The organism is Saccharopolyspora sp. NPDC002578 (genome assembly GCF_053592695.1).
Window position 1 is genome coordinate 1 of the sequence record NZ_JBSFWJ010000109.1, and the last position, 13,983, is coordinate 13,983.

11 protein-coding genes are annotated in these 13,983 nt (G+C 70.4%); 5 read left to right on the forward strand and 6 right to left on the reverse strand.

Going from position 1 to position 13,983, the window contains the following annotated elements:
• Positions 1 to 155 precede the first annotated feature (155 nt).
• From iolB to iolC, 3 genes are read right to left on the reverse strand one after another with little or no spacing between them, the layout of a single operon-like run.
• Complete coding sequence (iolB, locus tag ACWD38_RS28620; RefSeq protein WP_450125303.1) at positions 156 to 1,040, reverse strand: 5-deoxy-glucuronate isomerase; 885 nt, start codon at positions 1,038 to 1,040, stop codon at positions 156 to 158.
• Between the two features lie 52 nt (positions 1,041 to 1,092).
• Entirely contained in the window at positions 1,093 to 1,974 is an 882-nt protein-coding gene (locus ACWD38_RS28625) for a Cgl0159 family (beta/alpha)8-fold protein (RefSeq protein WP_184480462.1), read from the reverse strand.
• Between the two features lie 25 nt (positions 1,975 to 1,999).
• On the reverse strand, positions 2,000 to 2,962 hold the full coding sequence (gene iolC, locus ACWD38_RS28630) for a 5-dehydro-2-deoxygluconokinase (RefSeq protein ID WP_184480464.1): 963 nt from the start codon (positions 2,960 to 2,962) through the stop codon (positions 2,000 to 2,002).
• Between the two features lie 304 nt (positions 2,963 to 3,266).
• Here iolC and ACWD38_RS28635 point away from each other — a divergent pair, with 304 nt between their 5' ends.
• From ACWD38_RS28635 to ACWD38_RS28655, 5 genes are all read left to right on the forward strand, one after another.
• Complete coding sequence (locus ACWD38_RS28635) at positions 3,267 to 4,049, forward strand: GntR family transcriptional regulator (RefSeq protein ID WP_450125308.1); 783 nt, start codon at positions 3,267 to 3,269, stop codon at positions 4,047 to 4,049.
• A gap of 398 nt (positions 4,050 to 4,447) precedes the next feature.
• Positions 4,448 to 5,365 (forward strand): sugar phosphate isomerase/epimerase family protein, encoded by a 918-nt coding sequence (locus ACWD38_RS28640; RefSeq protein WP_184480467.1) that lies wholly within the window; start codon positions 4,448 to 4,450, stop codon positions 5,363 to 5,365.
• 267 nt (positions 5,366 to 5,632) lie between these two features.
• Positions 5,633 to 7,036 carry a sugar porter family MFS transporter gene (locus tag ACWD38_RS28645; RefSeq protein ID WP_450125304.1) on the forward strand — a complete coding sequence of 468 codons (1,404 nt, stop codon included), beginning with the start codon at positions 5,633 to 5,635 and terminating at the stop codon, positions 7,034 to 7,036.
• A 26-nt stretch (positions 7,037 to 7,062) separates the two neighbouring features.
• Positions 7,063 to 8,079: a Gfo/Idh/MocA family protein gene (locus tag ACWD38_RS28650; protein ID WP_450125305.1), complete on the forward strand. Its 1,017-nt coding sequence runs from the start codon at positions 7,063 to 7,065 to the stop codon at positions 8,077 to 8,079.
• Positions 8,080 to 8,155: 76 nt separating this feature from the next.
• Positions 8,156 to 9,859 (forward strand): alkaline phosphatase D family protein, encoded by a 1,704-nt coding sequence (locus tag ACWD38_RS28655; protein ID WP_450125306.1) that lies wholly within the window; start codon positions 8,156 to 8,158, stop codon positions 9,857 to 9,859.
• A gap of 227 nt (positions 9,860 to 10,086) precedes the next feature.
• On the opposite strand, the gene ACWD38_RS28660 is transcribed toward ACWD38_RS28655, so the two are convergent.
• The 3 genes from ACWD38_RS28660 to ACWD38_RS28670 form a co-directional block, all read right to left on the reverse strand.
• Entirely contained in the window at positions 10,087 to 10,848 is a 762-nt protein-coding gene (locus ACWD38_RS28660) for an SGNH/GDSL hydrolase family protein (protein WP_246456960.1), read from the reverse strand.
• 248 nt (positions 10,849 to 11,096) lie between these two features.
• Positions 11,097 to 12,440, reverse strand: coding sequence for an MFS transporter (locus ACWD38_RS28665; RefSeq protein WP_450125307.1), 1,344 nt, complete (start codon positions 12,438 to 12,440; stop codon positions 11,097 to 11,099).
• A 260-nt stretch (positions 12,441 to 12,700) separates the two neighbouring features.
• Complete coding sequence (locus ACWD38_RS28670; RefSeq protein ID WP_184480479.1) at positions 12,701 to 13,717, reverse strand: LacI family DNA-binding transcriptional regulator; 1,017 nt, start codon at positions 13,715 to 13,717, stop codon at positions 12,701 to 12,703.
• Between the last annotated feature and the right edge of the window lie 266 nt (positions 13,718 to 13,983).

Sequence of the window (13,983 nt, forward strand, 5' to 3'; positions counted from 1 at the left end):
CGTCGGCGTCGAGTCCTGCCGGGGCGGCGAGCAGGTCGATCAGCGGCTCCCCGACGGCGACGAGCAGCTGCCGCAACGGTGCTCCCGGGCTCGCCCAGCGAGAAGGACGCTGAGGTTCCGCCACCCGACCACCCGACCAAACCGAAGACGGCCAATCAGTAAAAGGGAAGTCGGGGGTCGAGGGGTTGGTTCCACCAGGTTTCGCGCACCCACGAGTGCGCCGGGTCGTCGCAGATCAGCCACGCCCGGTTCGGCGAGGGCCCGGCCATGACGTTGAGGTAGTACATGTCGTAGCCGGGCACCGCCATCGACGGCCCGTGCCAGCCGTCGGGGATCAGCACGACGTCTCCGCTGCGCACTTCCGCCAGCACGTCGGTGTCCCGGCCCGGCCCGGACGGGTACACCCGCTGGTAGCCGATGCCTTCGCCGCCGCTTCCGGCGTCGATCTCGAAGTAGTAGATCTCCTCCAGCCGGGATTCGCCGTCGCGTTCGGTGTCGTGCTTGTGCGGCGGGAACGACGACCAGTTCCCCGCCGGGGTCAGCACTTCCACCGCGATCAGCCGGTCGGCTTCGAACACGTGCGCCGCGCCGAAGTTGTTCACCTGCCTGCTGGCCTGTCCCGCACCGCGCAGCTCGACCGGCACCTCGGACGCCGCGCCGTAGCGCGCGGGAAGGCGGCGAGCGCACTTGGCGCCCGTCAGCGCGAACCGGCCACCGGCCGCGCTGCGGATCCGCACCCGCGCGTCCCTGGGCGCGTAGGCGAAATCGGTGACACCGCGGAACACGCCTTCGCGCCCGGCGAGCTCGAACACCACGACCTCGCCGTCACCGTCCTCGCACCGGACGGTGCACCCGCCGGCGAGCGGGAGCACGATCCATTCGCCGTCGCCGGTGCGGAACTCGTGCTCCGCTCCGGCTGCGAGCTTCAGCACGCGCAACGACGAGAACTCCCACCCGGCGGTGTCCGGGTCGACGTGCACCGCGTGCTCGCCGCGTGCCGCGGCCCCCGCGGGCAGGTGGAAACGCTTGTCCGCCACCACTTCCTCCTCCGTCCTTGTTGTCCGGGAGCTCCGGATCGCGGTCGTCCGGCGGTCACAGCAGTCCGGCAGCGGTGTCCACCGCCGCGGCCACGTCCCCGTCGGGTGGGTAGAGCAGGCTCCGGCCGACGACGAGGCCTTGCACGTTCGGCAGCCGCAACGCCGTCCGCCAGCGGTCGAACGTCGCGTCCTGATCGGCGGACACCTCACCGCCCAACAGCACCGTCGGCAGCGTCGTGGTGGCCATGACCTGCCCGATCCGTTCGATGTCGTCGACCACCGGCACCTTCAGCCAGGTGTAGGCCGAGGTGCCGCCCAGCCCGGCGGCGATCGAGAGGGACCGGGTCACGGCCGCCGCGGACAGGTCGTTGCGCACCTCGCCGTCGACGCGGCGGGACAGGAACGGCTCGACCATCGCCATCAGGCCGCGTTCGGCGAGATCGTTGACGGCCCGCGCGGCGCCGCACATCGTCTCCAGCGAGCCCGGATCGGCGTAGTCGAGGCGCAGCAGCAGCTTCCCGCCGTCGAACCGCAGCCGTTCGATGTCCTGCGCCCGGTGCCCGGTGAACCGGTCGTCCAGCTCGAAGGCCGAGCCCGCCAACCCGCCCCGGTTCATCGAACCGATCACGACCTTGTCCTCCAGCGCCCCGAGCAGCAGCAGGTCCTCCAGCACGTCGGACGTGCCGAGCACGCCGTCCACTCCGGGCCGCCGCAGCGCCGTGCACAACCGCCCGAGCAGGTCCGCGCGATTCGCCATCGCCAGCGCGTCACCCCCGGCGCCCAGCGCGCCGCGCGCGGGGTGGTCCGCCGCGATGATCAGCAGTCTGCCGCTCGCCCCGAGCAGCGGCCTGCGCCGCCGGGCCGCGGCCGCTTCCCGGATCGCCTCCGGGCGGGTGGCGCGGACCCGCGTGAGATCAGCAATGTCCACAGTGGACATGATTTCCCCCCTTCACCCTGGCCGCTCAACCCGAGACGCCGGGGCGGTCGACGGCGAGCAGGGACTCGATCTCGTGCGCGTAGGGCATCGCCGCCGAACAGGCGAGCCGCGACGCCACCAGCGCCCCTGACGCGTTGGCGAACCGCATCGTGCGCGCCGGCCCCCACTCCGCGAGCAGCCCGTGACACAACGCGCCGCCGAACGCGTCGCCGGCGCCGAGCCCGTTGACGACCTCGACCGGAACCGGCGGCGCCACCACCTCGGCGGCGGCGGTGCGCGCGAGCACTCCCGCCGGCCCCTGCTTGACCACCGCCAGCTCCACGCCGGCCGCCAGCAGCGCGTCCGCCGCGGCGTCCGGATCGCGGGTGCCGACTGCTCGTTCGCACTCGTCGAGGTTGCCGACCGCCACGGTCGCGAACCGCAGCGCCCGCCGGTACCAGGAGGTCGCCTCGTCGTGATCGGCCCAGAACATCGGGCGCCAGTCCAGGTCGAACACGGTGTGCCCGCGCCGGGCCCGATGTTCCAGCGCGGCCAGCGTCGCCGACCGGCTCGGCTCTTCCGCGAGCCCGGTTCCGGTGATCCAGAAGATCCGCGCCCGGGCGATGGCGTCCAGGTCGAGCTCCCCGGAGCGGATCTCCAGATCCGGCGCCTTGGGATATCTGTAGAAGTACAGCGGGAAGTCGTCGGGCGGGAACAGCTCGCAGAAGGTCACCGGCGTCGGATAGCGCTCGACGGGCGTGACCCAGCGGTCGTCCACGCCGAACTCGCGCAACGCCCGGTGCACGTACTCGCCGAACGGATCGGCGCCGGTCCGGCTGATCACCGCGGTCGCCCGGCCGAGCCGGGAGGCCGCGACCGCGACGTTCGTGGCCGACCCGCCGAGGTACTTGCCGAACGTCTCCACCTGCGACAGCGGCACGCCCGTCTGCAGCGGGTACACGTCGACCCCGATGCGGCCCATGGTGATGACGTCGAACGCGATGCCCATCAGTTCTGACCTCCGAACGGGACTAGGAGCGGAATCGGCACGGAGCCGGGGAATTCCTGGAAGTCGCCGCACGGCCCGGCGACGGCCGGAATTCCGGAGGCGAAGGGGTTCTCGGGCACCGGCGAGTCCGCCGGTGGGGCGATCGAGGGGTCGAGCCGCGGCGATCCGGATCGTCACCGAGCACCGGGGCCACGCGTTGTGATTTCGTGTCTACTCGGCCGAAATGCCGCCTGTCAATAGCATGTCCGGACATACTTACCTATGGGTGACACCCGACCTTGCTACCGTAAGGAACGTGACCTCCATGCAGCAGCGATCCCGACGCGAGGCCGGGAAGTCCACCTGGGACCCGGCCAGCCGGGTCACCGTGGACCACGCCAGCCCCGTCCCGCTGTACCACCAGGTGGCCAGCCAGATCGAGGCCGCGATCGAATCCGGCGACCTCCCGGTCGGCACCCGGCTGGACAACGAGATCGAGCTGGCGGGCCACCTCGGGCTGTCCCGGCCGACGGTCCGCCAGGCCATCGGCTCGCTGGTCGACAAGGGCCTGGTCGTGCGCAAGCGCGGCGCGGGCACCCAGGTCGTGTTCAACAAGGTGAAGCGCTCCGTCGAGCTGAGCAGCCTGTTCGACGACCTCACCGAGATCGACCGGAAACCCAGCACCTACGTGCTGGTCAACGAAGTCGAACTGGTGCCGGACGCGCTCACCGGCACCCTCGGCCTCACCCGGACCGACAGCGTGCTGCACCTGGAGCGGGTCCGCTACGCCGCCGGGGAGCCGATCGCGCGGATGAACAACTTCCTGCCCGCGGAGCTGATCCACCCCTCGACCGACTCGCTGATCGAGCGCGGGCTCTACCAGCTGCTGCGCGGCGCGGGCGTGCCGCTGCACGCCGCGCGCCAGACGATCGGCGCCCGCGTGGCGACCAAGCAGGACGCCGAGCTGCTCGACGAACCCGAGGGCGCCGCGCTGCTAACGATGGAACGCACCACCTACGACCAGTCCGGGCGGATCGTCGAGTACGGCTCGCACGTGTACCGCGCCTCCCGCTACTCCTTCGACCTCTCCCTCCGCGGCGACATCTGAGCGCGCCCCGCCGCCACGCCGCACCGCTGCCGATCACGCGCGCCGCTCGACCGCGCCTTCCTCGCCACCCCGGCCGAGTGACGCGGGCCCGCATCCGCGCACGGACTCCGAATCACCCGGACCTGCGCGGATTCACCGTCACGGCGACTTTCCGCGAATCATCCGTACGTAAGTATGTCAGGACCAAGTCTTGACAGGGCCGGGCCAGCCGGTGAAAACTACGGACACGGAGATCGGCGTCACAGTCGGCGCTCACGCGCACCTCGACCAGCACACCTCTTCGCTCCGCGGTTCCGCCCGCGCGAAATTCTCCGGGCCACGAACGGACATCCGCACCGGCTCCTCCGGTGCCGCAGATTCGGACTTCCGCCGCGACGCGGCAGCACAAGGAGATTTCGATGAGCAACGGCAATGCGGCCGAGGGACGGCTGCGGGTCGGTTCGGCGCCGGACTCCTGGGGCGTCTGGTTTCCCCAGGACGAGCGGCAACCACCCTGGGAGCGCTTCCTGGACGAAGTGGCCGAGGCCGGGTACCGGTGGGTCGAACTCGGCCCGTACGGCTACCTGCCCACCGATCCGCGGCGGCTGCGGGACGAACTCGCCCGGCGGGAGCTGACCCTGTCGGCGGGCACCTGCTTCACCGCGTTCCACCGCGGCGACGTCTGGGACGAGATGTGGGCGCACGTCCGCGAAGTCGCCGGGCTCACCGCGGCGCTCGGAGCCGGGCACCTCGTGGTCATCCCCGAGATGTGGCGCGACCAGGCCAGCGGCGAACAGCTCGAGGACCGCGCGCTCGACGACGACGCGTGGCGCTCGCTGGGCGCCGGCATCGACCGGCTCGCCAGAGCGGTGCACGAAGAATTCGGGCTGGGACTGCGGTTCCACCCGCACGCCGACAGCCACGTCGACACCCAGCCGAACGTGGAGCGGTTCCTGGAGATGACCGATCCCGACCTGGTGAAGTTGTGCTTGGACACCGGGCACATCTCCTATTGCGGCGGGAACAACCTGGAGCTGATCGAGAAGTACCCGAGCCGCATCGGCTACCTGCACCTCAAGCAGGTGGATCCGCGGGTGCTGGCCGGGGTGCGGGACGAGGACCTGCCGTTCGGCCCGGCGGTGCGGCGCGGCGTGATGTGCGAGCCGCCGAACGGGGTTCCGGAACTGGAACCGATCATCCAGGCCACCGGAGATCTCGACGCCGACCTGTTCGCCATCGTCGAGCAGGACCTCTACCCGTGCGACCCGGAGGTACCGCTGCCCATCGCGCGACGCACTCGGGACTTCCTGACCCGTTGCGGAGCGGGCACCGGCTGAGGGTTCCCGTCGGCCCGGGAATGGTTGCTGCGCCGCGAGATCCGTCACCGCGCCACCGATGATCACCGACCAGTCCACTGTGGACCGACTGCTGATCGACCCCGCAACCGGCCTGCCAGGCGCTGTCGCCCGTCCTGCGTGGAGCAGGATGACAGCACGCCGCGAGACGGGCATTCACCCCGTCAGCGGCACTATCGACACCGGCCGAGTTCGGCCACGAGGAAGACGGCCGACGAATCCGGCCGCGCGGTGAGAACTGAGAGGCCGATGGTGGCGAAAACGCTCTCGAACGACGGGCCCGGCGGCCCGACCGATGCCGCCGCGGTGCGCAAGGCCAAGCGCTTCATCCTGCTGGTCGCGGTGATCTCCGCGCTGGGTGGTGCGCTGTTCGGCTACGACACCGGCGTGATCTCCGGTGCCTTGCTGTTCATGACGCCGCAGTTCGGGCTCACCCCGTTCCTGGAAGGCCTGGTCACCAGCGCGCTGCTGATCGGCGCCGCCGCGGGTGCGCTGTTCGGCGGCCGGATCGCCGACCGCGCCGGGCGACGGCCGCTGCTGATCGGCACCGCGGTGGTGTTCGTGGTGGGCACGCTCGGGTCGGCGTTGACCCCGGACGTCCCGATCCTCGTGCTCTCCCGCGTGGTGCTGGGAATCGCGGTGGGCGCCGCATCGGTGGTGGTGCCGCTCTACATCTCGGAGATGGCGCCCGCACACGTGCGCGGCAGCCTCGTCACGTTCAACGGTCTGATGATCGTCACCGGGCAGCTGGCGGCCTACATCGTGAACGCGCTGCTAGCGGAGGCGGGCGCGTGGCGCTGGATGCTCGGCCTCGCGACCATCCCGGCGGTGCTGCTGGGCGTGGGCATGGTGTTCTTGCCGGACAGCCCCCGCTGGTACGCGAGCAAGGACCGGTTCGACGAAGCCCGCGGCGTGCTGCACCGGGGCCGCTCGCACGACGAGGCCGAACGGGAACTCGCGCAGATCACCGCGGCCAACGAGCAGGAGTCCGCGGCCCGCGGCTGGCGGGAACTGCGGTCGCGGTGGCTGCGCAGGCTGTTCTTCATCGGCATCGGGCTGGCGGTGGTGCAGCAGATCACCGGCGTGAACACGATCATCTACTTCGCGCCGATGCTGTTGACGCAGACCGGCCTGGGCGAGGTCGCCTCCATCGTGGCGACCATCTCGATCGGCGTCATCTCGGTGCTGGCCGCGCTCGTCGGTCTGCTGCTGATGGACCGCGTGGGCAGGCGACCACTGCTGATCACCGGGCAGGTCGGGGTGACCGGGTGCCTGGTGCTGCTGGGCCTCGCGTTCCTGCTGCCCGCCGGGGCGACCTGGGTCAGCTACCTGACCCTCGGCCTGATGGTCGTCTACATGGCGTTCCAGCAGAGCAGCGTCAGCACCGTGACCTGGCTGATGATCACCGAGCTGTTCCCGCTGAAGATCCGCGGGTTCGCGATGGGCATCGCGGTGCTGGTGCTGTGGTTGACGAACTTCGTGGTGGCGCTGGTGTTCCCGCCGATGGTGGCGACGCTCGGCGGCAGCGCGACCTTCTGGGTGTTCGCGGCGCTGGGCGTCGGGTCGCTGGTGTTCAGCGTGCGGCTCGTGCCGGAGACGAAGGGCCGCAGCCTGGAGGAACTGGAAGCGGACATGCGGCTGCGCTACGCGTAGCGCAGGACCCGGACGAAGGGACGACGATGCGGTTAGGACTGATCGGCACCGGCCGGATCGGCACCATGCACGCCCGCACCCTGCTGAACGTGGACGGCGTGACCGACCTCCGGATCACCGATGCCTTGCCCGAACGCGCGAGCCGGCTCGCCGACGAACTCCGATCCGAAGGCTGGGCGGCCGAAGCCGCAGGCACCTCCGACGACCTCTACTCCGGCGGGGTGGACGCCGTGGTGATCACCGCGGCCACCCACGCGCACGCCGCGCTGATCCACGCGGCCCTGGACCGCGAAGTGCCGGTGTTCTGCGAGAAACCCGTAGCGCTGGACGCGCCCGGCACCCGCGAGGTCGTCGAGCACGACGAGGCGGTGCGCACTCCGCTGCAGATCGGGTTCCAGCGCCGCTACGACGCGGGATACCGCGCGGCGCGCGACGCGATCCGCAGCGGACGGCTCGGCTGGCTGCACACGCTCCGCGCGGTCACCGGGGACCAGGACCCGCCGCCCGCGGAGTACATCGCCACGTCCGGCGGACTGTTCCGGGACTGCAGCATCCACGACTTCGACGTGCTGCGTTGGATCACCGGCCGCGAGGTCGTCTCGGTGTACGCGCGGGGCGCCAACCGGGGCGCCGACTTCTTCGCCGCAGGCGATGACGTGGACACCGGCGCGGCGTTGCTGGAGTTCGACGACGGGTTGCTGGCCACGGTCACCGCCACCCGCTACAACGGCGCGGGGCACGACGTGCGGCTGGAGGTCTGCGGCTCGCGGGACGCGGTGTTCGTCGGCAACGACGACCGCGCACCGCTGCCGTCGGCCGAACAGGGCGTGACGTGGCCGTCGGCCGAGCCGTACCGCACGTTCCTGGAACGGTTCCGCAGCGCCTACGTCGCGGAGCTCACCGAGTTCGTCGAGGTCGCCGCGGGCCGCAGACCGAATCCGTGCACCGCCGCCGAGGCGCTGGAGGCGCTGTACGTGGCCGAGGCCTGCGACCTGTCCCGCCGGACGGGGCGGCCGGTGACCATCGAGGAGGTGCGCGGCTGAGTCGCCGGACGATCGGCGCGGGGCTCCGGGCGCACGAGCGCTTTCACCGCGCCCTCCGGTGCTGTATGCAAGGCCCGTGACGAATGTGGTGCTGGGGCCGATCCTCCGCTACACCGACGACACGTCGGCGACGGTGTGGCTGGAGCTGGACGCGGCCTGCACGGTCGAAGTGCTCGGCAACGCCGTCGACACCTTCCAGGTCGGCGGGCACCACTACGCCCTCGTCCCGATCCGCGGCCTGCTGCCCGGCACGTCGACGCCGTACGACGTGCGGGTGGACGGCACGCCGGCCTGGCCGGTCCCCGGCGACACGCACCCGCCGAGCCGGATCCGCACAGTGCCGCGCGGGGCGAAGGCCCGGCTGCTGTTCGGGTCGTGCCGGTTCGGACCGACCGAGGACGCCGCACGGCGCCGCGCGCTGGGTCCGGACGCGTTGGAGTCCTGCGCACGACGGCTGATGGACGCGCCGGAGCGGCACTGGCCGGACGCCATGCTGTTCCTCGGTGATCAGGTCTACGCCGACCAGACCGCACCGCAGGTGCGCCGGGAGCTCGCGCAGCGACGCGACCTGTCCGAACCGCCCGGCGAGGAGATCGCGGACTTCGAGGAGTACACCGCGCTCTACCGGTACGGCTGGGGCGATCCGCTGGTGCGGTGGCTGCTGTCCACCGTGCCCAGCATGATGATCTTCGACGACCACGACGTCCGGGACGACTGGAACACCTCGCTGGAGTGGCGCACCGCGATGGCCGCCGAGCCGTGGTGGCGGGAGCGCCTGCTCGGCGGGCTCGTCTCCTACTGGGTCTACCAGCACATCGGCAACCTCGGCCCGGACGACCTGGAGCAGGACCCGACCTACTTGGCGGTGCTGGCGGCGGGCCGGGCCGGTGACGCGTTGCCGGTGCTGCGCGAGTTCGCGGCGGGCGCCGACATCGAACTCCGCGCGCCGCAGGCCGCGCCGGGCCAGGCCCACGGGCGGTACAAGAACGTGCGTTGGAGCTACCGCCGCGACCTCGGATCGCTGCGGTTGATCGTGCTGGACACCCGCGCGGGCCGGATCTTGGAGGGCGGCGAACGCGCGATGCTCTCCGAGATCGACTTCGCCTGGCTGCGCGCTCAACTGAGCGTCGACGCGGACGCGGCCGAGCCTGCGGGCGTGTCCGGGGACGCGGCACCCGCGGTTCGCGGCGACGCGCACGAGCACGTGGTGGTCGCGACCTCGCTGCCGTGGCTGCTGCCGCACGCCGTGCACCACCTGCAGTCCTGGAACGAGGCGGCCTGCTCCGACCGGGGGCGGTGGCCGAAGCTCGCCGAACGGATCCGCCAAGCGGGCGACCTGGAGCATTGGGCCGCGTTCCGCGCTTCCTTCGACCGGCTCACCGGGGTGCTGCGCGACGCGGCGGATCGACCGGGGACGGCTTCGGTGTCCGTGCTGTCCGGGGACGTGCACCACAGCTACCTGGCGGAGGCCGAGTTCACCCCGCCGACGCGGTCCCGCGTGGTGCAGGTGACGTGCTCACCGCTGCACAACGCCACTCCCCCGCACCTGACGGTGCCGCTGCGCATGGCCTGGTCCCGGTTGCTCACCGGCGTGTTCCGGAGGCTGGCCGGACGAGCCGGGGTTCCGCCGGTCCCGCTGCGCTGGACGAAGTCGACGGGCCCGTACTTCGGCAACATGGTCGGGCTCCTGGACGCGGACGGCGAACACGCCCTGCTCTCCCTGCAACGAGCCGACGACGACGGCGGCCTCACCACGATCCACCGCTCCCGCCTCACCTGACGATTCCTCGCCCCGGCTTCCGGTCTTCACCTCGGCAGCGGCGAAGCCGCTGATCAGCGACCACCAGACCAAACCGACCACCAGCGGGTTCTCAGCGGCTTCCTCGCGAGGACGGTGATTTCGCGGGTGGCGGAGCCACCCGAAAAATCGATCCCGCGGCGAGGGAGCCGCTGAGATTCCGCTACCCGCCCCCTGCGCGGGCCGAGATCGAAAACAGGTTCGTTCCGCTACCCGAGCACCTCGGCCGCGGAGCCGACGGCGGAGGAAACCGTGGGGAGGTAGCCGTCGGCATGGCCGGAGACGTTGGGGTGGAACGACTCCTGCAACGGGGTGCTCGGACCGTTGATCCACTCCGGATCGCCGCAGACGCCGTGCCCGTCGAAGGAGTCGCGCGGGTCGGCGTAGGCGAACCCGGCGGCCTGGGCCTGCTCGGAGATCACTTCGGCGAGCACGTCGGCACCAGCGTTGATCTGCTCCCGCTTGGCGTCGGTGAAGCCGGGGATGCCGCAGTCGCCGAGTTCGGTGATCCGCGGGTAGCCGACGACGACGATCTCCGCGTTGGGCGCGGCGGAACGGATGCCCGCGTAGGTGGCGTCGAGCTTGGCGGGCAGTTCGTCGCGGGTCTGCGCCTCCCCCTCGGCGACAGCGCCTTCGCAGGCTTCGTCGTTGCCGAGCAGGCAGTTCTGGATGACCTTGGCGAAGCCGATGTCGTTGCCGCCGATCTGCACCGTGACCAGCGTGGTGTCCGCCGACAGCGACCCGAGCTGATCGGCGTTGAGGTCGTCGGTGGTGGCGCCCGAGCAGGCGTCGAAGGAGAACGAGGTGGCGCCGTTGGCGTCGGCCAGCAGCTGCGGGTAGGCCTTGGGGCTGCGCAGGCAGTCCCCGCTGTCCTCGAAGTAGTCCCTGGTTCCCGTGCCCGAAGCGAACGAGTCGCCCAGCGCCACGTAGTTCGTGTCGGCCTGCGCCGCGAACGCCGGCGCCCCGATCATGGATGTTCCGATGACTACGGTCGCCGCGACGGCACGCGCGACCCCCCGAATGTGACGCATGGATCCTCCGAACGAACTCTCTGACCCCAGAACTCGGATGTTCCGGCTGGGATCGATTGAACGTCCCCAATCGACCACATCCACCAGGTTGGCGAATTGCCGACACGCGTCATTTTCACCGTCGAATCAAGAAGGAACCAAAAGCCCGAAGTAAATTCCCCGATCAGGTGGATTCGATTCGAATTCGATTACTCAGCGCCCTTGATATCACTACCCGGGTCGACCCTTTCGGCGGTGTCCGAAGTGTACGGTTCCTGATCCAGCGCATGCAGTGACCTGCCCGCGGAGTCAGGCATGCCCACCAGTCCGAGCACGGCGAACAGCACCAGCATCCCCATCATGATCATCGACATCCCCGCCAATCCGAACGAAGAAACGATCATGAGCGGAACGAGGAAGCTCCAGATTCCGAGCACGATGCGAGCGAAGGCGAACGTGATCCCCTGCGCGGTCGCGCGCAGCATCGTCGGGAACATCTCCTGCGACCACAACTTGTAGAACGATTCTCCCGCGAACGCCGCACCGATCCCGAACAGCGCCACGTTCGCGATCGCCACCCCCACCCCGATCGGCAGGAACGCGAAGCAGGCGAACGCGGCGATCTGCAGCACCGCCCCGAACGCGAACAGCGGCCTGCGGCGGGAGCCATCGGCCATCGGCATGAACACCAGTGCCACCGCCAGCATCGTGAGCAGGTAGTTGAACGCCTGGACGCCGACGCTCGTCGCCTGATCGACGTCACCCGTGCGCTGCAGGATGTACGGCAGGAACGCGCCGTTCGTCCCCGCCACCGTGTTCCACAACGCGTACAGACCGCCGGTGAACACCAGCGCCCGCAGGTTCCGGCCGGTGAACACGTCCCGCAGCCGCCCCGCGGCGAGCGGGTTCCCGCTGTCCACCGCGGCCTGCCGGGCCTGCTGCCACCGCGCGGACTCGACCATGCCCCGCCGCAAGTACCACGTGACCACGGCGACGACGAACAAGTGCGCGAACACGATCCGGACGCCCAGCAACCCCAACGGTGCCAACGCGAACGCGAGCAGCAAGGTCACCATCGGCCCCAGGCTCCAAGCGACCTGGGTGACACCGATCAACCTGCCCCGCGCGCGACTCGGCGCGAACTCGGCGACCAGCGCCAGCGAAGTCGGCAGATCGGCTCCGACGGCCAGTCCCACGATGACGTAACCGATGAACAACATCGGCAGGTTCACCGCGCACACGATCCACACGATGCCGAAGGCGAACACCAGCAGATCCCACGCGTACACGCGCTTGCGGCCGAACCTGTCCCCGAGCCTGCCCCCGATCAGCGCGCCGATCGCAGCGGAGATCGCGTTGGAGCTGAACGCGGTGAGCATGCCCACCGCGGTCGAACCCAACCCGAGATACGCCTCCCACAGCGGCAGGCCCGCCGCCGCGGCGACGATCGAACCCGCATCGATGTAAGAGGCCATCGAGGCCAACGCCGTCCACTTCCACTGCGTGCGAGTAGGACTCGCGTCGGCCGCCCCAGAAGACCCGGTGCTGTTCATCGAAGCGCGCTCCCGTCGTCCGCCGTCCGGATGCCGCGCGAACTCGCCCACGCCCCGCCGGGCCTCCGGTGGTGCGAGAGGAGGCGAGCGGGGCCGAGCACCGGCCGCGCGGTCGACGTGCGACCGAGCAGCGATCCCCTCGGCCGGAACACCGATGGGAACGTGTTACCGAAACGGCGTCGGCGCGAGAAGCCCCCGTCCGGGCGTTCCAGGACACCGGATGGGCGCATCCACGCCGGAAGTGTCCGGTTGGGACGGATTCAGCGGGACGCCGGCAAGCTGGAGCGCCGCACCACCAGCTCCGGTTCGTAGATCACCTGCTGGTGCACGTGCCCGGCCGCGGTATCGCGATCGGTCTCGGCCAGCACCAGCTCGGCGGCCTTGCGCCCGATGCGGAACGCGGGCTGGCGCACCGAAGTCAGCGGCACCGCCGCCGCCGCGGCGAACTCGATGTCGTCGTAACCGACCAGCGCGATGTCCTCCGGCACCCGGATCCCCGCCGCGAACAACGACTGCAGCAGCCCCAGCGCGAGCAGATCGTTCGCGCAGAACACCGCAGTCGGCCGGGACCGCAACCCCAGCAACCGGGCACCCGCGTCCCGCCCGGAAGCCACATCCAGCGCGGGCACCTCCAGCACGTTCAGCGCGTCCTCGTCCACACCCGCCTCCCGCAGCGCGGCCAGCGCGCCGGTCCGCCGATCGAGGCACTGCGTCAGCGAAGCGGGCCCGCTGACGTAACCGATCCGCCGATGCCCCTGCTCGACGAGGTGGCGCACCGCGAGCGCGCCGCCCGCCACGTCGTCCACCGCGACCGAACAAGCCTGCTCGCTGCCGACCTTCCGGTCCACCAGCACCGAAGGAATCCCCTGCCGCCGCAAGGAATCCAGATTGGCACCGCCGACATCGGCAGGAGTCACCAGCACACCGCGCACCCGCTGCTCCGCGAACAACGACAAGTACAGCGCCTCGGCCTCCGGGTCCTGCCCCGAATTGCACAACATCACGCCGATCCCCTCCGCACGCGCCGCCGCCTCCACACCCCGGGCGACATCGACGAAGAACGGATTCCCCATGTCCAGCACGAGCAGCGCGATGATGCGGCTGTGCCCCGCGCGGAGCTGACGAGCGGACTCGCTGCGGACGTAACCGAGCTCATCGATCACCGACAACACCCGCGCCCTGGTGGTGACCGAAACCCGGTCCGGGCGGTTGAGCGCGTTGGACACGGTGGCCACCGAGACTCCGGCGCGTTCGGCGACGTCCTTGATGCTGACCATGACACCAGGGTGCCCCCCACCGCTTTCCACCGCCGAAGTGGGCTTTGCGTTGGGAGTGGGGTGGCTTTGGAGGCGAGTTCGGCTTGGCGTGTGGGGCGGGTTTTGGAGCCGGGTTCGGCTTGGCGTGGGGCGTCGGGTTGTAGAGCCTTCCCCGGCTTGGGCGTGTGGTTTCGGTGGTGCGTGGAAGGTCGGGTTTCAGGATTGCTTCCACGGCTGGTGTTGCTGGGGTGTCCGGGTAGCGGAACCTCAGTCGGTCTCTCGCTGCG